The following is a 19,894-nucleotide window of genomic DNA, read 5'->3' on the forward strand; positions in this document are numbered from 1 at the left end:
GATTATAGGTGGCCTTTATATATTAAAAAATCTATATTAATTATCACCCGATAACAAATACTTAGATAGGTTTCTATACCTTTACACTATGAGTAATGAAACCACTATTTTTGGAATAAGAGCTATTATTGAAGCTATTAAATCTGGTAAAACCATTGATAAGGTATTTATGCAGAAAGGACTTAGAGGTGAACTTTTTCAAGAATTAGAAGCACTTATACGTTCAGAAGGCATTAACTCATCTTATGTTCCTATTGAAAAACTAAATAGATTAACCAGAGGTAATCATCAAGGTGCTGTTGCACAGATTTCCCCTATTGAGTTTCATAATATTGATGACTTGGTTATGCAAGTTATTGAATCAGGTAAAACTCCTTTGTTTTTACTCTTAGATCAATTAAGTGATGTAAGAAATTTTGGTGCTATTGTTCGTACCGCAGAATGTACTGGTGTTAATGGTATTATTATTCAGAAAAAAGGTGGAGCTCCTATAAATGGTGATACGATAAAGACAAGTGCAGGTGCAATTTTTAAAATGCCAATTTGTAAAGTCGATCATATTAAGGATGCCGTATTTCATATGCAAGCTTCTGGAATTAAAGTGATAGCCGCTACTGAAAAAGCTAAAGACTTTGTCTATGAAGTCTCTTTTAAAGAACCATGTGCTATCATCATGGGCTCTGAAGGTAGAGGTATTAATCCATCTGTACTGAAAGTATCCGACAATCAAGCTAAACTTCCCATTTTAGGTGAAATAGAATCTTTGAATGTTTCTGTTGCTTGTGGAGCATTTTTGTATGAAGCTGTAAGGCAACGTAGTTAATCCTCTCTTTTTCTAAAAATATATCTGACTTTCGGTGATGAATCTTTTTCTTGTTCAGCTTCGGAATCAAGTTCAATTTCTGGTTCTAATTCTATAAAATTTCCGTTTTCATCAAATTGACGCATAAAGGGATCATCTTCCTCATTATAATCAGGTTGCTCCCATTTATAACGTTCTGGTTTCGCAACTTGTTTTCTAAAGATTAAAGCGAAGACTAGCCCAGTTATTAGCCCTCCTAAATGTCCTTCCCATGACATTCCCATTTTTATAGGAAACACATACCAAATCATACTTCCGTACAAAAATATGACCATTAATGATAGTGCAATCAACCTATAATGTTTCGCAAAAATGCCTTTAAAGAAAATAAAACTTACTAATACATAAATTAACCCACTTGCACCAATATGATTTCCTGAACTAGCTATGAGCCAAGTTAAAAATCCTGATAAGAGTATACCATAAAGAATCACTTTCCATGCTATATTTTTATAGAAATAAAAGAGCGCTAAAGACAATACAAAAAGTGGAATAGAATTATTATAAATATGACTTATGTCCCCATGTAAAAAGGGACTTGTAAAAATCCCAAAAAGCCCTTCTAACTTTTGAGGCCTAATACCAAAAGATTTAATTCCATAGTCAACACGTACTTGATACCAGAATACAAGCCATATAGTAAAAACAATCATCAAAGGATACAAGATGACGCTATTAGAATATTTAAATTGTTGCGAAGACATATTACTACTTGCGAATGTTACTTCAAATTTATAACCAAAATCCTTTTACATGAAATATTGTCATAACTGTTAATAAAAATTCCAATCTTTTCCATTCACGTTTTGTAATTTTAGAGCATGAATATTCCTTTAGCTGAGCGGCTACGTCCAAAAACATTGAACGATTACTTAAGTCAACAACATTTAGTTGGAAAGGAAGGTATGCTCTATCAGCAGATTAAAAGTGGAGTTATTCCTTCACTTATACTTTGGGGACCACCAGGTATTGGAAAAACAACTTTGGCAAATATCATAGCTCATGAATCTGAGCGTCCATTTTTTAAATTGAGTGCTATCAATTCTGGTGTAAAAGATATTAGGGAGGTTATAGACAAAGCCAAAAAAAGTGGAGGGCTCTTTACTGCAAAAAACCCGATTTTATTTATTGATGAAATACATCGTTTTAGTAAATCACAACAAGATTCCCTTTTAGAAGCCGTAGAAAAAGGTTGGGTTACACTAATTGGCGCAACTACAGAGAATCCTAGTTTTGAGGTTATTTCAGCATTGCTATCAAGATGTCAAGTATATACCTTAAACGCCTTTAGTAAAGCTGATTTAGAAGCTTTATTAAAACGTGCTTTAATTGAAGATAAATCAATTTCAAAATTAAATATAGACTTAAAAGAAACTGAAGCTTTGCTTCGCTTCTCAGGAGGAGACGCAAGAAAACTTTTAAATATTTTTGAATTACTTGTTACTTCTTTTGATAATGAACCTATGGTCATAACCAATGATTTAGTAACAAAACAGGTTCAAAACAAAGCAGCTCGTTACGATAAAACTGGTGAACAGCACTATGATATTATTTCGGCCTTCATAAAATCGATTAGAGGTAGTGACCCAAATGCTGCGGTTTATTATTTAGCTCGTATGATTGAAGGAGGAGAAGACGTAAAATTTATTGCCAGAAGGCTTTTAATACTTGCTAGTGAAGACATCGGTAATGCAAACCCAACAGCTCTTGTTATTGCTAATAATACATTTCAGGCAGTTTCTGTTATTGGCAACCCTGAATCTCGAATTATCCTTAGCCAATGTGCAACATATTTAGCAAGTTCTCCAAAAAGTAATGCGGCTTATGAAGCTATAAACAAAGCACAACAATTAGTAAAGCAAACTGGTGATTTATCTGTACCACTAGCTATAAGAAATGCTCCTACAAAATTAATGAAAGAATTGGGTTATGGTGATAAATACAAATATTCTCATAGTTATGAAAACAACTTTGCTGAACAGGAGTTTATGCCAGAAGACATAAAGAATACTAAGTTATATGAGCCAGGACAAAACGCAAGAGAGCAATCTCAGCGTAATTACTTAAAATCCCTTTGGAAAGAAAAATATGGGTATTAAAACTTAATATTTAGATTCTTTGTATTTGATGTAGTTCCATTGTTTTCTGAATACTTCCAGGTATTATTATCTTTAAAAACTATAGCGCTCTTACCTTTAACTATAAATACGTTTTTTGCTGCTGTATTCAATAACACCATGACTATCTTTTTATCTTCATCCCTCACCTCATAACCATTTGTAATCGGATTAGGGTATAACACATTACTTACTGTTTTTTCTGACGCCTTTTCCTTTTTCACTTCAGACTTAACCGTTTTTACTACTGCTATATCATTTACAACTTCTTCTGCCTCCTCTGCTTCTTTAGTTACTTTTACTTCTTTTACTTCTTTTACTTCTTTTACTTCTTTTACTTCTTTTACTTCTTTTACTTCTTTAATCTTTTCAATATTTTGAACATCTTCAACTTTATCTATTTTATTTTCAATCTGATTCTCTTGTTCAGTTACAACAGTAGTTTCTGTATCTGATTTTGGTTTATACTTGTAGTTTAACGCCTTTATACTTTTAAATGCCTCTGTTAGTGCCTTTTGATGTCTTTTTTCATGATTATTTTCGCCAGATTGACCGTATTCAGATTTCATAATTAATTCACCGTAACAATCTTTTAAGCTTACCTCTAATCTTGTTTTACGGAATCCACCTCTTACTTTATGAACATCTGCATACATAGCTAAACATCTGTCTTCAAATAAATCCTGAGGCAGCTCTGACTTTTCAAAATAAGCATCGAAACCATGCTGCTTAAATAAAAGCTTTGTGACCGTATTTAATCGATATGCATTTTGCCCTTTTAAAAACTCGTATTGTAAAGGAATAATCACATATTTATAATCATTTATTGTACTTTGAGACCATCCACTAAAACAGCTACATACAATTAGACATAGAATAAGAATCTTTTTCATAACCTATATTTTACTAAAACTTTATATTAATAACTCTTTTTGAAATTGCACCATTATTTTCATAATAAACCCAATCTTCATTGTCTTTATAAACAATAGCATTTTTATCTTTTACCATAAAGACATCCTTAGCACTCGTGCTCAACAAAATCATAATTATTTTTGGTTCGGAATCCACTAATTGATATCCATCTTCTATCGCTTGAGCATAATAAATTTCCTCTTTAATAATTAAATCTTTTACACCTTCATCCACTACTTTAGTTTCTGATATTTCAATCTTCTCTGTTTCAATTACTGGTTCGTCTTTTATTTCAGTTTTGGGTACTTTAACCTCAACTAATTTTTCTTTTAGCTCATATTTATACCCAATATTTTGAAACGTTACAAAAGCACTCCTTAAAGCCTCAGTGTATGCTCTATCGTATTTTTTCAAAAGCGATTCACCAATTTCAGATGTCATTATTACTTTACCAAAACAATCCTTTAAAATGATCTCTAGCTTTGTTTTAAACATTCCACTTTTATCATCAGATACTTCTGATGTTAAAGCCATACATCTATCATTTTTTAAATCATCTGGAAGATCCTCATCTGAAAGATAAGCTTCAAAGCCATATTTATTAAATAAAAACTTGGTTAACGAATTCAGCTGATATTTATCTTCAGTTTTTAAGAAATCATATGTTTTAGGGACAATAATATATTTGTAATCATTAAGTTCGTTTTGAGCAGTTCCGCTAAAACTTATGAAGACTACTAAAACAGTAAAAATTATTTTCTTAAGCATGTTACACTATATTAGAGAAGATTTTCAATAGCTTTCAAGGTAGTAATTCTTTTGAAATTATGAGCATTATGAATGTCTTTGTAATCGAAATGTATCGTATCCATACCTATATGATATGCACCTTCTATGTCTGCCTCTAAGCTATCACCAATCATAATGCTTTCTGTTGCTTTTGCATTTGCAATGTTTAAAGCGAAATTAAAAACTTTTGGGTTTGGTTTTTTAACTCCTACCATTTCTGAATTGGTGACAGTTTCAAAATAATGCCTAATTCCTGAACCTTTCATTTTCTTTTCCTGAACTTCTTCAAAGCCATTTGTAATAATGTGCAAAACATATTTATTCCTTAGGTAATCAAGAATCTCAATTGCACCTTCAAATAAGTGGTTAAAGCTCGATAAATGCTCTATATAAGCTTCAGACAATCGATTAATCAAATCATCTTCTACATTTATATTTACAGCATCAAAAGCCTGCTTCAATCGTCCATAGCGCAAACTAGCTTTGGTTACTTTTTCCTCGCGATATAGTTTCCAAAACTTAAGGTTTATAGGTTCATATACTTTTAAAAAATCGTTAAGCTTTATATCGATTTGATTTAGCTTAAAAATTTTATCAAAAGTCAATCCCGAATTTTTATCAAAATCCCAAAGCGTATGATCTAAATCGAAAAATACATGTTTTATTTGATTGCTCATTCTATTGATTCTAGTATCATATTAAATAGTGTTCTGTAGCCTTTCCAACGATCTAAATCACTAAATGTATAATTATGAAATATTGGTGTAAATGTTCCATTAACTGCTTTTACCTCATCTATCAGTTTTTGTAAATGCTCAGTTTTATCTAACTCTGAGTCATATTTCAATAAGGCAAAATCCATACAATGATATGGATTGATTTGTAATGGAGTTTGTACTTCGTAATCTAAATCGTAAAACTGAAATGGTGTACATGTACCTGCTCTAAAACCTAGAGTGTCTATATAACCCATAGTAAAATCTTGATTGATTTCTAACTCCACCAAATTACGATAAGACGTAGGTAGATTTAACTTTGAAAACGAATGCCTTACCGCCTTTAAATTGGTATTTACAATAGCTTCCATTTTAAGCTTTTCTTTTTTCAGAATTGAAACATCATCTAATGCAAAATAGGATGCTTTTATGCCTACATCGCAATAATCAGCAATGGATTTTATGAGTGAAACAAATTGTTTTTTATTTGTATTTATATTTTTATCATAGGTTGAATAATCACCAATTAAAAACAGTACAATGAATTTAAATTTACTTTGCTTTTGCTTCGTAATAACCCACTTAAATGTATCGTAAGGGTCGCGTTTAAAACCCATCAAAACAGAATAGCGTTGATACAGTTGTCTTAATTTAAAACGCACCAAATCATTTAATGTACCTCCAACAGTTCGCAACAATCCTTTTTGACGAAAATAATAAGCAGTTGGAACATCTATAACGGGTTGTATTCTATAACTTCGTTTTTGAAATTCGTAATCGGGAAATCGTTTTTTTAAAACCTTTTGAAGCTTGTATGCCCAAATATCAACTACAGGTTGATTTAAAAAGCGATGAATATAAGCCAGACTTTCTTTGGCCATAAACCTACCATAATCATCTTTTACGTGTGGCATATATTCTTCATAACGACTCAATAAGTAAAAAGACGCTGCAAAAATATCAAAAGGCAAATCACTACGCTCACCTGTTGCAAAAAAACCTTTTGTATTATCCCACTGCTGTACATTGATATCTATATCTGACAATCCATTCTCAAACAGTAGTTCATTACTTCGCACAAACAATTCATTACTCAATGGTTGTTTTGTATAGGACATTTTAAGACTGTTATGCGCAATAAAATCTTCAACTTTAGAAGTGAAACTCACCTCTAAGCCTAAAATACGTTTACCAATATGTTTAAACGTATATATTAAACGTGGAGTGATTTTATGAGTATAAACTAATAACATTATATAATTTCTTGGTCTGCAAAACTAAAATACGCTTTCTCAGTTACAATGAGGTGATCTAGAACTTTAATATCTAAACTCTGTGCGGCTACTTTTAACTTTTGGGTAATATCTTTATCAGCTTGACTAGGCTTTAGAGTTCCGGATGGATGATTATGACAAAGAATTAACGCAGTTGCTCCTACTTCAAGTGCATTCTTTAAAACTAAACGGACATCCACTAGAGTACCAGTGATTCCTCCTTTACTCAATTGATTCTTTTGAATCACCTTATTAGAATTATTAAGATATAATATCCAGAATTCTTCGTGTGGTAATTCACCTAGTATGGGCTGCATAATATTGTAAACCGAACGGCTAGAGGTAATCTTCTCTAATTGTAATCCTTCTTCTAATCGACGACGTCTTCCTAGTTCTAAAGCAGCAGTAATTGTTATAGCTTTGGCTTCCCCAATCCCTTTAAATTCTATTAATTGTTTAATCGATAATTTCCCTAAAGCATTAAGGTTGTTATCTACACTTGCCAAAATACGTTTACATAAATCAACCGCACTTTCATCTCTGCTTCCCGAACCTATAAGAATTGCTACCAGTTCAGCATCACTTAAAACGATTTTACCTTTGTCCCGTAATTTTTCTCTTGGTTGGTCATCTTGAGACCAATTTTTAATTGAAAATGAAGTCGTTTTTTCTGACATGCCCTAAAGATAAAAAATTGTAAATTTAAGCATCAATTAAAACAAAGAATTATGCAATCATTTTTTGAGGAAGGAGTCTATGATGAATTAACATCGCGTCTCAACAAATTAAATAAAGATACCTTAGCTACTTGGGGAAAAATGAACGTTGGCCAGATGTTATATCATTGCCAAATGCCACTAAATATTATATTAGAAAAAGAAGACTATGGCGTAAAACCTAATTGGTTGATTAATTTATTATTTAAAAAATCAATGTATAGCGACAAGCTTTGGAAAAAGAATCTACCAACAGCTAAAGGCTTTGCAATTAAAGATGAAAAGGGTTTTGATACAGAAAAACAAGCCATTACAGGTCTTATTAATGAGTTAAACTCACAACGCAATCGAAATGATTGGCAACCACATCCTGCTTTTGGAAAATTAACAAAAGAACAATGGGGGAAAATGCAATACAAGCATTTAGACCATCGCTTTAGACAGTTTGGGGTGTAATGAATTATCCACCAAAAAAACATCAAGATGACGATATCAATCATATGATTGAGGTTATAGAAACTTATCCTTTAGCCACAGTAATCTCTGTAAAAGATGATGAGCCGTTAATAACACATTTACCATTGATTTATGAGGATGGAAAATTGATTGGTCATATAGATATTTATAATCCTCAAGCCAAATTATTAAAAGACAATAGTAGCGTTACCATAATTTTTGCCGGACCAGAATGTTACATTTCACCTAGCGTATATTCTACAACACAGTTACCAACTTGGAACTATATTAAAGTACACCTCAAAGGAAACGTAAAAGCTATTGAAAGCAAAGTTGCTCTTAAACAATCTCTAATTACAATGACTGAGTTTTTAGAAGCTCCAGACCATAAATATGTTTTGGAACCAGAAAATCCTCGATTAGATAGTAATCTTAAATACATTGAAATGTTTGAAATTACCATAACCGATTGGGAAGGAAAATTTAAGCTTTCGCAAGACAAAAAACCAAAAGACATTAAATTAGCTCGTGAGGAATTAGTTAGAGCTAATCAAGAAAGTATTAAAGTCTTTTTGGATAAGGTTTTTGAATGAAAATTATATTAATTATACATATTGTTACAACTATATTTATGACAGGCTTGTGTTGGTTTTTGTCTAAGTTGTTCATTATCATCTCTTTAGAGTTATAAAAAGTAATAAGTTTCCTGCCTACGAGAGAAAAAATGCAATTACAGGTTTTATAATAGTACCAATTATGACTATTGAGCTTATAACACGACTTATTTTATTGTATAATTATCAAGATGGTTTACACTTATTGAATATAGTTTTATTAACCTTTATTTGGTTAAGCACACTTATTTTTCAAGTTCCAACGCACCTAAAACTTATGCAAGAAGAATCTGAAGAACTAATTACAAAAGTGATTAGAACAAACTGGGTTAGAACGTTGAGTTGGACTGTAAGAGCCTTATTATTATCATATTTTTTATGGACATACCTTCAATTTTGATAAATTGTTTAAACTAAATAAACTGATAAAAATTCATAGAGTTAAAAAAAATATCTAAATTAAACTCAGTTAAATAAGCCATTTACAATTTTATCATCTACTAAACGAAAGATTATGAGTAGAATAAAATCAATTAAATTAATATACTTCATACTAATCATTTCTTTTTCTTGTAGTTATGATATGGACGATCGTGTACCTCAACAAATGTTCCCAGAAGAAGAGACTATTGAAGAAGGACAGTTTGTAGATGAACAAGGCTCTGTATATATAACGGGTTCTACAGATTGCACAGGAACAGGCAGTTATATATTAGATAGTAATAACCTTTTAGAAGATTTAGAAATACCTGATGACTTACCAATAGAAATGGATTTATCGGAATATCTTCCGCCAATTGGTAATCAAGGACGACAAGGCTCTTGCGTATCATGGTCTACAACATACTATCTTAAATCGCTTCAAAAAAGACAATCAACCGAACCACCCTATGACGAGGCAACCATTATGAGTCCTGCTTATACTTATAACCAAATAACTGAAGGTATTTGTGAGAGTACAGGAATTACTAGTGCTTTATCTGTTCTAAAATCAAAGGGCACAGTTACACTAGAAGAGTTTCCTTATTTCGATGACTCATGCAGTATTCAACCTACTGAAGTGCAAGATATTTTAGCGGAAGAAAATAAAATACTCGATTTTAAAGCGCTTAGTAGAGAAAATATGGTCAATGAAATAAAAACATTGATTAATGACGGCAAACCTATACTAATTTCAGTTTTTCTAGATTCGGAATTTGCTAAAACTGATGACTTAGGACTTACAGCTTACAGAGATCATATTGTAGATTTTTCAATTGAAGGTGGTTGTCACGCCATGTTAATAGTTGGTTATGATAATGAAAATAATGCTTTTAAAGTTGTCAATTCATGGGGTGAAAATTGGGGAGATGATGGATTTGTATGGATAGATTATATTGCATTTGATAACGTGGCTGATGAAACAGCAGATTTTCGAGTTATATCTAGTGCCTATGTCGCCTTCAATGAATAGTTAAATCGAATTTTAGAATCATTATTAAAACTAGAAATTCAGATTAAGCATCAAGTTTTTAATTATATTGTCTAATAAAATTCATAGTATGAAAGACTTAAAAAAAGAAGATATCAATCAAGACGTATTCGATCTTTATGACGATTACGCACACAACAAACTCAATAGAAAACAATTTGTTGAAAAACTAGGTTTATACGCTGTGGGTGGCTTAACCGTATCTTCATTATTGAGTTTTATATCACCTAATTATGTGGATAGTTTATTAGTTCAACCAAATGATCCAACTATAGATTCCGGCTATATTAACTATGAATCACCAAAAGGTGGTGGTACTATAAAAGGTCTATTATCGCATCCAAAAGATAATAAACTAAAATTACCTGGAGTTATTGTAGTTCATGAAAACAGAGGTCTAAATCCATATATAGAAGATGTTGGTCGACGCACTGCAAAAGCTAATTTTATCTCTTTAGCGCCAGATGCTCTAAGTCCTCTTGGTGGTTATCCTGGTAATGATGATGATGGCAGAACTATGCAGAAAAAAAGAGATAGAAATGAAATGCTAGAAGATTTTATCGCGGCATATCATCATCTTAAAAATCATGAAAATTGTGACGGTAATGTTGGAGTCGTTGGTTTTTGTTTTGGTGGTTGGATTTCTAATATGATGGCTGTTCGTTTACCAGACTTAGGAGCAGCAGTGCCTTATTATGGTAGACAACCAGAAGCTGAAGACGCCGTGAAAATTAAAGCTCCTCTATTACTTCAATATGGTGAATTAGACAAACGTGTTAATGCAGGTTGGCCAGCATTTGAAAAGATTCTAAAAAAGAATAAGATTGAACACCAAGCCTATATTTATCCTGAAGTGAATCATGGTTTTCACAACAACACAACTCCACGTTACGATAAAAAGGCGGCTAATTTATCTTGGGAGCGTACTATTGCATTTTTTAAGAAACATTTGAAATAAAAATAGATTCCTAAAACGTCTTGTAAGGTTTTAAAGAAGCTGCAACTAATGTATCTTTACAATCTATTAGTACATAAATAAGATGCAAGACCAAAAACTACTCAATTATATAAAAGCTGTATTAGAAAATATGCCAGAAGACTGGCTTAATCTAACTACTCATAGACTAGACATTTATAATGAGTCATTGGCAAAAACACAATTCATTGATAAGTTTGAAAGCTTATTTGAGAATAACAATTCACAGTCATCAGCACTTAAAGCGTTACCAACAGCTTACGATTATATTAGATTAGGTCATCCATTATCTTGTGTATTAGAATGGGTAATTGCCAAATTACATGGTCTAAAATCAGAAAATATCATTAGTTTTTCTTCTCAAACAGTACCAGTTTTGGCAGTTTTAAGGACGAATCTATTGGCAAATAAAAAGACACGAATTGTTTTTACTGATGAATTACCAGAGTATTTCGATACAGAACTCATAAAACACATTTATGGTTATAATTTTGAGTTTAGGAAAGCTGGGAATGAAGACACTATTTCAGAATTCAAAGGCACTACCATTTTCATTTCTCAAGAAAATCAATTTAGCACTAATAACCTTAACCCAGCTATTGATTTTTATGTCAATCTTTATGATGGTCTTGGAAGTGTTCTTATAGTCAATGGTGTAGAAAGCAATAAATACATCTCAGACATACAGCATGTGCGACGCAGAGAAACAATTGCCATGACTCCTGCAAACTGTATTTTGGCTTTAAAGTCTTTGGTAAAACAATCTTCTTTTAAAACTCAAAATAATAAGATTAAAGCTAATAAAGCTAGTGTTTTAGACGCTATTAAAACCATTACTGATGTTAAAACAAAACCATTGGTTGGTTCCAGTGGATTATCTGTGCAATATGCAATTATGATGGGATTAATCGATGATGCCCAAGAGAACTACAGCCAAAAAGCGATTAAATTTATTGTACCTACAAATTGTTATGGTGGCACCAACGACCAAGCGAGACGAGTTGCTGCATGTTTAAGCAATGTTGAAGTTGTAGATTTAGCCGTTGATGGCGACAATGATATGGTAGCAAGCTTGGAAACGGTTTTAGATAAAGTTGCTAAAGAAGATGCTATTCCTTACATCATTGCCGAAATCCCAACCAACCCAAGGGTTGAAGTTCCGGATTTAGAACAATTAAAAGCGGTTTTGAGTAAAGAACCAAGAACAGCATCTGGTAATATTGCTATTGACCCTGTTTTTGTTTTAGACCAAACCTTCTGCCCTAACATTCACTTTTTAGGTGAAGGTGAAATACTTTCAACCGTAAGAACAATTTCTTATGCTAGTGGTTCTAAGTTTCCTAGTGGTGGTAAATGTACAGCTGGTTATTGTGTAGGTAATAAAAAAGCGGAAAGCTTAATATCTAAAATAGAGGAGCACTTATTACTATGCGATAATGAAGCAACTGCTTTACAGTATGAGATTTTAGCAACCCAAATGCCTTCCATGAATCAAAGGATCGCTAATGCTTATACCAATACAAGGGCGTTTGTCAACTATATAAAAGAGACTTTACCAAAAGCTAAAATCAATTTTGTTTCAGAGAAACTTGCAGCACAAGGGTTTACACCTTCAGTATTTTCATTAGATCTGCCAACAAAAGGAAATACTGCTGAAGAAAAGGAAGCTTACAAGCGCGCTTTAAATCATAAGCTTATTACCTTAATGATTACAGAAATTCCAAATGAAAGTAAATACTGTGTCAGTTATGGTCAATTACAAGGTTGTTATTGGACCATACCTGCAACCTCAACTCAAGGAACGACTAAAGAAGGTGATAAAGATTATATTGCTAGAGTTGCGCTTTCGGCTAATATGGATTTGGAACTACATAAAAAGGTCTTTAACGATTTTGTTCAAAGTATTTAATTGCTTTATACAAACAGATCCGCAATTATATTAAACACTACAAATGGAAATTTTAGAATGGATACAAAATTGGTTTAAAACCAATTGTGATGGAGACTGGGAAAAAGGTGATGCCATACAAATTACCAATATGGACAGTCCTGCTGGTTGGGACGTGGAAATTGATATCTCTAAAACATCTATTGCTAACCTAGAAATAAAATGGGTTCTCAACGAAAACGGAAAACAAGATTGGTATGGAGTGAAAATTCAAAACCAAAGGTTTAGAGCTGCAGGTGATGCTACAAAACTGACGTTTCTATTAAATTTATTTAGAGAAATGATTGAGAAAATTGAGAATGAATAAACTCACTCAAATCGTTCGGTAATACGAAATGGATACCTTTCTCTCAAACGATCTCTTTCTTTATTTAGTTCTTCGTCACGACTAAATTGATTTCTATAAATGGACTCTACTATTTCACTATAAACCTCTGCACCTCTCAATTCCCAAACTGCCATTTTATGCGCTGATAAAACATTGATATAATCTTGGTAGGTTACATTATCATCATAAATATATTCAATAACAGATGATTCATTGATATGACCCTTTAATACTTTAGATAGTTTATTTAATGGAACCATCTTGTTTTCAATTTCTATTCTATTGGAAACTTTCAACCTTAATGTATCTTGTATTTTGAGGTTTTTCTTAAAATCCCATATCGGAATTCTAGGCGGCTCCCCTTCCAAAACAGGAAACTCATGTTGAAGTGATGATGAAATTCTATGTCTCAATTGATTATTATAAAATTTAACGTGAGTTCATCATTGTTAGCTATTTCATAAATGATTTGCCATTTATTAAATTGCATCAACTCTAATTCTAGCTCTTTTATATATTTAATTGGTATGTTTTTATCTGCCCTCAGTCTTGGTGAAAATTTTGGCTTAAGCTCATCATTCAGTTGCCCCTCTCAGTCTCTAATTTCATTATAAACATCATATAATTGAATAGGCTCATTTTCAGAATTAAAAAGACAAGGTTCATTTTTAGAATTAAAATATATCTTAAAAACAGGATTATCGTAATAACGTCTTTGATTATTGCTATTATTAAATGAGCTTGCTGGTACTTCTATTGTTGGATGGGCTTTAAACGCTGACTCATCTATAGATTTGTAATCTATAACATTAAGTCTACTTAGACCAAATGTTAGAAGTAGAAATAAGACAAAATGAAATATTTTAATCTTACATTTATTCTTTTTATATACAAGACTAAGTGCCTTCCATGTATCTAAATAAAGCACAAGAATCAATAATGCTGATGGTAACAAGAAATTCATAATAAATTTTGAACCCATAAATTGCGAAGAAAAAGCAGCGAATAAAAACCAAACTTTCGCAAACCAATGAATAAAATTAAATCCTAAAAAAACTTGATCATTTAAGATTTTAATACGTTTATTATTTCTTCTTGAAAATACCTTTTGGGGTCTAGAAAATAAGAAGCTAATAGCTATAGAATTACTTAAAATCAGTGAAATAGCCGCAAAGAAAAGATTGAATAATTGTCTATCTATTTCAGATACAACAATAGGTCTCTCCTCAAAGTCAAGAAAAAACATTCTATCAGTTTCTCTTAACACATAAAACAAGCTATAAATTAATACTGCTGAAGATAGCCCAAGTAAGACAGACAAAACAATTCTCTTCGTAGAAATTGATTTGAAGTTTACTCGTGAATCATAAAAGAGATGATTGAAATTCATATGCGATGGTATGTAACAAATTAGTCTAAAATTTCAAACTTTTGTTACCAAATCACAATAAATCAACTCATAAAACAGTTATCAATCACTAGTTTTATATAAACCTCAAACACAGTATGCTAAAACATCTCCTTATCTTTTTTATGTTAGTATCTATTCATCTAGCGATAGGTCAATCAACTACTAAAACTGTGATTGCTAAATCTGGAGATGGTATTTATTCGCTTTTAAGGGATAACAATATTGCTCTAACATATATTGATAAGTTTATAGAACTTAATAAAGAAAAAATAACTTCTGGTAATCAATTAATTGTTGGTAAAAGTTATGCCCTACCTATTATAGAAAAGGATTCTATTTCCGATTTAAAAGTGTCTAAATTAGATAGTATTTCCAATAAGCCAATAGTTAAAACAGAACCTTTATTCGGCAAAGAATACAGCAAGATTATTGTTGAAAATAATACGCTTAAAAATACAGTGTACTATTTAATCTCAGGACATGGTGGTCCTGATCCTGGAGCAGTAACAACATACAATTCTAAATTAATTACTGAAGATGAATATGCTTATGATGTCACGCTAAGACTCGCTAAAAAATTATTGGCTGACGGAGCTACGGTTTACATTATTGTACAAGATAAAAATGATGGTATAAGAGATGAGCGTATTTTAGAGGTCGATTATGATGAAGTTTGTTATCCCAATAAAAAAATTCCAAGAAGTCAAAAATTGCGACTACGACAACGCTCAAAAGCGGTCAATAATTTATATTTAAAACATAAAGGAGCTTACCAAAGACTAATTGTCACTCATGTAGATAGTAGAAGTGTTGGCAAAAATATTGATGTATTCTTTTACCATCATAAGAATAGTAAAAACGGAAAACGTTTGGCTGAGCAAATACATACGACTTTTAAACAAAAATATGCGAAGCATCAACCCAATCGCATCTATTCTGGAACTGTTACTTCTATGAGTGGTTTGTACTTAGTTAAGAATACCTTACCTCCAATGGTGTATATAGAATTAGGAAATATAAGAAATAGTAAAGATCAAAAACGCATATTAAATTATGAAAACAGAGAAGCTTTAGCGAATTGGATTCACTTAGGACTTTTAACGGATTATCAAAATCGTAATTGATATATTATCAATTTTTAATAATAAAACTTTATTTAAAAAGTTCCTTCACCTCATCAAAATCTAAACCACCATAATTCCCAGAACTCATTAAGAGTAAAGACTTGTTGTCAAAATTTTGAGAAAACAAGAAGCTTTTAAAGTCTTCTGGATTGGTATAAATAATTAAATCATCACGCTCAAAAGCAGTAGCGATTTGTTCGTGTGATACTTCTTCCAATTTTTTAATTTCTACAGCATGTGAAGAATAAAAAACCACTGCTGTGTCAGCAGCATCTAAAGCACCTTTGTATTCTTTAAGAAATTCGGCATTAAGGCTACTATATGTATGTAATTCGAGACAAGCGACTAAAGTTCTGTCGCTGTATTGTTCTTTTACGGCTTTTGTTGTGGCTTCTACCTTACTTGGTGAATGGGCAAAATCTTTATACGCTACACTTTTAGAATTTTCGGCAATTTTCTCTAATCTTTTACTTGCACCTTTAAAAGTAGAAATAGCTTCGTAGTAATCATCTTCATCAATTCCCATATGTTGGCAAATCCATTTAGCACCAGCTAAATTATTTAAGTTATGTGCACCAAAGACTTCAATTGGCATTGGACCCTCTGGAGTTTCTAAAAGGGTTTCTCCGTTTTCAACTGTATATTCTGGAGTTTGATATGCTATTTTTCTAATTTGATTTTCAGATGCTTCTACAACACGTTTTACTTCTAAATCTTCTTCATTGTAATTGATGCTTCCACCTGTGACAATAGAATCTACAAAAATGCTAAACTGCTCAACGTAATTATCATAGGTCGGAAACACATTAATATGATCCCAAGCAATTCCACTCAACAAGGCAATATTAGGTTTGTATAGATGAAATTTTGGGCGCATATCTATTGGCGAACTCAAATACTCATCACCTTCTAAAACCATAAAATCATTATACTCAGTGAGTTTTACCATCACGTCAAAGCCTTCAAGCTGTGCTCCTACCATATAATCTACATCACGATCGTGGTAATGCATTACATGCAGAATCATAGAGGTAATCGTTGTCTTTCCATGGCTTCCACCAATAACAACTCGTGTTTTATTTTTAGCTTGCTCGTATAAAAATTCAGGATAACTGTAAATTTTTAGACCTAAGTCTTGGGCTTTAATTAATTCAGGATTATCAGCTTTTGCATGCATACCTAAAACGATAGCATCTAAATCTGTAGTGATTTTCTCAGGATACCATCCAACGGTTTCTGGTAATAAACCTTTCGCTTTTAATCTTGATTTTGAAGGATCGAAAATAGTGTCATCACTTCCTGTAACTTTATAACCTTTATTGTGAAGTGCTATGGCTAAATTGTGCATTGCTGCACCTCCAATAGCAATAAAATGTACATTCATAGTATCCTAAAATAAGTGTTGTAAAAATACTATTTATAATTCAGGATTCACAGCCAAGCTATTAAACAATTTTGCTTTGGTACTAAAAAATTTATTCTGAATTTCAATCGCTTTTAATTGGCCATCAATTAGTTTAGACTCACGAGAATTCACTAAAAACAAAGAGCTTTCACCAAGTTCAAATTTACGTTCTTCGGCTTGTAACATACGCTCGTAATCTGAGACCATTTGTGCAGTAATTTCATTTTGTGAAACGTAAGACTCCAATTCTTGCTTTAAAGCGCTAATCTTATTTTGAAGATTAACACGAGTGGCATCCATTTCAAATTCTGTGTCTTGCATTTTTAACTGTGCCAACTTAACATCACCACGTTCTTTTCTTAGAAACAAAGGAAAACTAACATTTAAGCCTCCTTTATATTCTGCAGTATTTAAGCTTCGTGCAATTTCTGGTACTTCGGTTAAAAAATTGTATTCAACATCAATTCTTGGCAATAATCTATTGGCTTTTAACTTTGTATCAACCTCCAATCCTTCAAGTTTATATCCTAAAGATTGCATTTTCGAATGTTCGTCTAAAACCACCTCATCACTTCGTAATTGGTAAATATTAAACGTAGCGTCTACAATAGGCTCAGTATTTACATCTGGAATAATATTAGGCTGCAGTTCCACAGGCACATTGTTTTCTAACCATAAGAAATTAGATAATTCTAAAGCCGCTTTAATCAGCTTCACCTTGGATTGCTCTAAACCTAATTTTCTATTGTTAACTGCAATACGCGCTTCAGTTTCATCAATTTCGGCATTTTCTCCAACTTCAACTCCCTTCTACACTCCTGTAAAACGTTGTTCTGCATTCACTAAAATATTCTCAAATAGTTTTAATTCATTATAAGCTTTTAACCATTCAAAGTAAACCAAAGATGCTTCATACAAAATGTTATTGATGTAAATATCGCGATCTGCTTTAGCTTGCTCTCTAAATAATTTGGCTTGCTTTAAAGCGGCCATTCTATTGTTTATCATTAAGCCTTGACCTAATGGCACTGAAATACCTGCACTATACAAACCGTCTTCTGGTACAAAAGCTTCAGGGTTTAAAAAATCACCAGTATTTTCTTCGAATGTCGCCTTTAATTCGACACCAAACCAAGTCGGGATTTTAAATGTTCCCTTAAGTCTATCGAAATATTCCGTACCCTTAAATTTCTTTCGATCATAATCGACTTCAATTTTAGGATCAAAAGCGCCACGAGATTTCATGAGTTTTGCCTGACTTTCATCTATTATCAACTCTGCCTGCTTTACAATAGGGTGAAATTTCTTTACAAATCCTAAGTATTCATCAAAACGAAGAATGTTAGATAAGTTCTCTGCTTGAGAAAATCCCATATAACTAAATCCAATAAGAACTACTAAAAGTATGTTTCTCATCTTTATTTCTTTTTAGTATTTGCTGCGCCTTCTGGCTTATAATAATTAGGTGGAAAACCGTTGAGTTTTCTCCATAACTCGAACCAAATTGGTACATCATCTAATAATGCCATAGTTAAAGCTCCTGATCCCGCTCTAATAGCCTCTGGCCATTTATGATCTTCCTCATCTGGTGCTAAAAGCACTCTAAACTTTCCATTATCGCTTATAAAATTTTCAACAGCTACGACTTTTGCACCATAAGTTCCATAGGATACATTTGGCCATCCTGTAAATACTATTGCAGGCCAACCATCAAATTGTACTCTAACTTTTTCACCAATATGAAGTAATGGTAAATCGATTGGCTCAACATAAGTTTCTACTGCCAAATCTACTTGTGCAGGCATAATACCGACTAAAGCTTCACCTTCTTTAAATGTTTGTCCTACTCCACCTCTTATAGCTTTATTAATGTAACCGTCGTATGGTGCTTTAATGAAACGTAAATCGTTTCGCATTTGATAATTTGAATATGCATTATCTAATTTAGAGACTTGTGCTTCAGTATCAAACTGACTAGATTGCGCTGTAAATTTATCACTCTGCGCTTTTGATATTTTATCAGCATAGGTTGCATTTACTCGAGAAATTTCTACCTGAGCATTTATCACTTCATTCCTACTTGCTAATAACTTATTTTCTTGAGAAATGAGTTTCGCTTCAGTTTCTTGAAGCTTTAGTCTGGCATCTTCAACATCTTTGGTGGCTTTAAAACCTTCTTCTTTTAGAGTCGCTGTTCGATCGTATTTTGATTGTGCAATTCTAATATTCGTTTTCGCTGCTTCAAAATCTATACTATCACTTTTTACTTTCAATTTAGATTGTAAAAATTTGTTTCTAGCCTGCTCTAGTTTCAAGTTTCGCTCCTGAGATAAAGCTCCAATCTGTCGATTCAGAGCTTTTACTTTTTCACCATAAGATCCAACAGACTGTGCTCTTGCATCCCGTTGTTGCGCTGTACGCTCTACCAAATTAGGATCAAAATACTCGCTCTTAATTTCAGAGATTTGCATAATCGTATCTCCTTTGGATACAAAATTGCCTTCGCGAACAAACCATTGTTCTATACGACCAGGAATTGGCGACTGAATGGTTTGTGGTCTCTGATCTGGTGTTAGGGTTGTTACTTGTCCTCTGCCTGTTATATTCTGTGTCCAAGGCAAAAACAAAATAATGATACCAACAATAGCAAACGCTCCTAAAAAACGATTGAAATACTTATAATATCTAGCATGAAAAACACGCTTACCTGATTTAGACGTTGTAATATCTACAGATTTATTAAGCTGATTATGAGATATATTTAGCATGGTT

The 19,894-nt window shown here is 32.3% G+C and carries 22 protein-coding genes; 10 read left to right on the forward strand and 12 right to left on the reverse strand.

From position 1 onward, the window contains the following. Positions 1-88: 88 nt before the first annotated feature. Positions 89-823 carry a 23S rRNA (guanosine(2251)-2'-O)-methyltransferase RlmB gene (gene rlmB, locus WPG_RS02680; protein WP_045469033.1) on the forward strand — a complete coding sequence of 245 codons (735 nt, stop codon included), beginning with the start codon at positions 89-91 and terminating at the stop codon, positions 821-823. On the opposite strand, the gene WPG_RS02685 is transcribed toward rlmB, so the two are convergent. Further along, positions 820-1,566, reverse strand: coding sequence for a rhomboid family intramembrane serine protease (locus WPG_RS02685; protein ID WP_045469036.1), 747 nt, complete (start codon positions 1,564-1,566; stop codon positions 820-822). The genes rlmB and WPG_RS02685 overlap by 4 nt on opposite strands. 117 nt (positions 1,567-1,683) lie before the next feature. On the opposite strand from WPG_RS02685, the gene WPG_RS02690 reads away from it, so the two are divergent. Next, positions 1,684-2,961 (forward strand): replication-associated recombination protein A, encoded by a 1,278-nt coding sequence (locus WPG_RS02690; RefSeq protein ID WP_045469039.1) that lies wholly within the window; start codon positions 1,684-1,686, stop codon positions 2,959-2,961. Here WPG_RS02690 and WPG_RS18160 read toward each other — a convergent pair. The 5 genes from WPG_RS18160 to radC are packed head-to-tail and all read right to left on the reverse strand — an operon-like array spanning position 2,958 to position 7,350. Beyond that, positions 2,958-3,872, reverse strand: a complete 915-nt coding sequence (locus WPG_RS18160) for a hypothetical protein (protein ID WP_052471129.1) — start codon at positions 3,870-3,872, stop codon at positions 2,958-2,960. The genes WPG_RS02690 and WPG_RS18160 overlap by 4 nt on opposite strands. A 13-nt stretch (positions 3,873-3,885) precedes the next feature. Further along, on the reverse strand, positions 3,886-4,662 hold the full coding sequence (locus WPG_RS02700; protein ID WP_045469042.1) for a hypothetical protein: 777 nt from the start codon (positions 4,660-4,662) through the stop codon (positions 3,886-3,888). 11 nt (positions 4,663-4,673) lie between these two features. Further along, complete coding sequence (locus tag WPG_RS02705; RefSeq protein WP_045469045.1) at positions 4,674-5,360, reverse strand: YjjG family noncanonical pyrimidine nucleotidase; 687 nt, start codon at positions 5,358-5,360, stop codon at positions 4,674-4,676. Next, positions 5,357-6,652, reverse strand: a complete 1,296-nt coding sequence (locus WPG_RS02710; protein WP_045469048.1) for a polysaccharide deacetylase family protein — start codon at positions 6,650-6,652, stop codon at positions 5,357-5,359. The genes WPG_RS02705 and WPG_RS02710 overlap by 4 nt, the downstream gene beginning before the upstream one ends. Next, positions 6,652-7,350, reverse strand: coding sequence for a RadC family protein (gene radC / locus WPG_RS02715; RefSeq protein WP_045469051.1), 699 nt, complete (start codon positions 7,348-7,350; stop codon positions 6,652-6,654). The genes WPG_RS02710 and radC overlap by 1 nt, the downstream gene beginning before the upstream one ends. A 51-nt stretch (positions 7,351-7,401) precedes the next feature. Here radC and WPG_RS02720 point away from each other — a divergent pair, with 51 nt between their 5' ends. The 7 genes from WPG_RS02720 to WPG_RS02750 all read left to right on the forward strand — a co-directional run bounded on the left by WPG_RS02720 (position 7,402) and on the right by WPG_RS02750 (position 13,161). Next, on the forward strand, positions 7,402-7,845 hold the full coding sequence (locus tag WPG_RS02720) for a DUF1569 domain-containing protein (protein ID WP_045469054.1): 444 nt from the start codon (positions 7,402-7,404) through the stop codon (positions 7,843-7,845). Beyond that, on the forward strand, positions 7,845-8,438 hold the full coding sequence (locus WPG_RS02725) for an FMN-binding negative transcriptional regulator (protein WP_045469057.1): 594 nt from the start codon (positions 7,845-7,847) through the stop codon (positions 8,436-8,438). The genes WPG_RS02720 and WPG_RS02725 overlap by 1 nt, the downstream gene beginning before the upstream one ends. Positions 8,439-8,601: 163 nt before the next feature. Continuing rightward, entirely contained in the window at positions 8,602-8,859 is a 258-nt protein-coding gene (locus WPG_RS02730; protein WP_045469059.1) for a hypothetical protein, read from the forward strand. Between the two features lie 114 nt (positions 8,860-8,973). Beyond that, entirely contained in the window at positions 8,974-9,912 is a 939-nt protein-coding gene (locus WPG_RS02735; RefSeq protein WP_045469062.1) for a C1 family peptidase, read from the forward strand. A gap of 88 nt (positions 9,913-10,000) precedes the next feature. Beyond that, positions 10,001-10,888, forward strand: coding sequence for a dienelactone hydrolase family protein (locus tag WPG_RS02740; RefSeq protein WP_045469065.1), 888 nt, complete (start codon positions 10,001-10,003; stop codon positions 10,886-10,888). 82 nt (positions 10,889-10,970) lie between these two features. Further along, positions 10,971-12,815 (forward strand): PLP-dependent transferase, encoded by a 1,845-nt coding sequence (locus tag WPG_RS02745; protein WP_045469068.1) that lies wholly within the window; start codon positions 10,971-10,973, stop codon positions 12,813-12,815. A gap of 43 nt (positions 12,816-12,858) precedes the next feature. Further along, positions 12,859-13,161: an immunity 53 family protein gene (locus WPG_RS02750; protein ID WP_045469072.1), complete on the forward strand. Its 303-nt coding sequence runs from the start codon at positions 12,859-12,861 to the stop codon at positions 13,159-13,161. A 2-nt stretch (positions 13,162-13,163) separates the two neighbouring features. On the opposite strand, the gene WPG_RS02755 is transcribed toward WPG_RS02750, so the two are convergent. Continuing rightward, positions 13,164-13,595 carry a hypothetical protein gene (locus tag WPG_RS02755; protein ID WP_045469075.1) on the reverse strand — a complete coding sequence of 144 codons (432 nt, stop codon included), beginning with the start codon at positions 13,593-13,595 and terminating at the stop codon, positions 13,164-13,166. Positions 13,596-13,774: 179 nt separating this feature from the next. Further along, on the reverse strand, positions 13,775-14,503 hold the full coding sequence (locus WPG_RS02760; RefSeq protein ID WP_171817146.1) for a hypothetical protein: 729 nt from the start codon (positions 14,501-14,503) through the stop codon (positions 13,775-13,777). 185 nt (positions 14,504-14,688) lie between these two features. On the opposite strand from WPG_RS02760, the gene WPG_RS02765 reads away from it, so the two are divergent. Continuing rightward, on the forward strand, positions 14,689-15,717 hold the full coding sequence (locus WPG_RS02765; RefSeq protein ID WP_144374407.1) for an N-acetylmuramoyl-L-alanine amidase: 1,029 nt from the start codon (positions 14,689-14,691) through the stop codon (positions 15,715-15,717). Positions 15,718-15,745: 28 nt separating this feature from the next. On the opposite strand, the gene WPG_RS02770 is transcribed toward WPG_RS02765, so the two are convergent. The 4 genes from WPG_RS02770 to WPG_RS02780 form a co-directional block, all read right to left on the reverse strand. Continuing rightward, the gene (locus WPG_RS02770; RefSeq protein WP_045469082.1) at positions 15,746-17,101 is read right to left on the reverse strand and encodes a UDP-N-acetylmuramate--L-alanine ligase; all 1,356 of its coding nucleotides are present in this window, start codon (positions 17,099-17,101) and stop codon (positions 15,746-15,748) included. Positions 17,102-17,134: 33 nt separating this feature from the next. After that, complete coding sequence (locus tag WPG_RS18830) at positions 17,135-17,839, reverse strand: TolC family protein (protein ID WP_316929972.1); 705 nt, start codon at positions 17,837-17,839, stop codon at positions 17,135-17,137. 93 nt (positions 17,840-17,932) lie between these two features. Continuing rightward, complete coding sequence (locus WPG_RS18835) at positions 17,933-18,538, reverse strand: TolC family protein (RefSeq protein WP_316929973.1); 606 nt, start codon at positions 18,536-18,538, stop codon at positions 17,933-17,935. Between the two features lie 2 nt (positions 18,539-18,540). After that, a complete protein-coding gene (locus WPG_RS02780) occupies positions 18,541-19,890 on the reverse strand; it encodes an HlyD family secretion protein (protein ID WP_045469085.1) in 1,350 nt (449 codons plus the stop codon). Positions 19,891-19,894 lie beyond the last annotated feature (4 nt).

The sequence above is a fragment of the Winogradskyella sp. PG-2 genome (assembly GCF_000828715.1).
In the GTDB taxonomy this organism is placed as follows: Bacteria; Bacteroidota; Bacteroidia; order Flavobacteriales; family Flavobacteriaceae; genus Winogradskyella.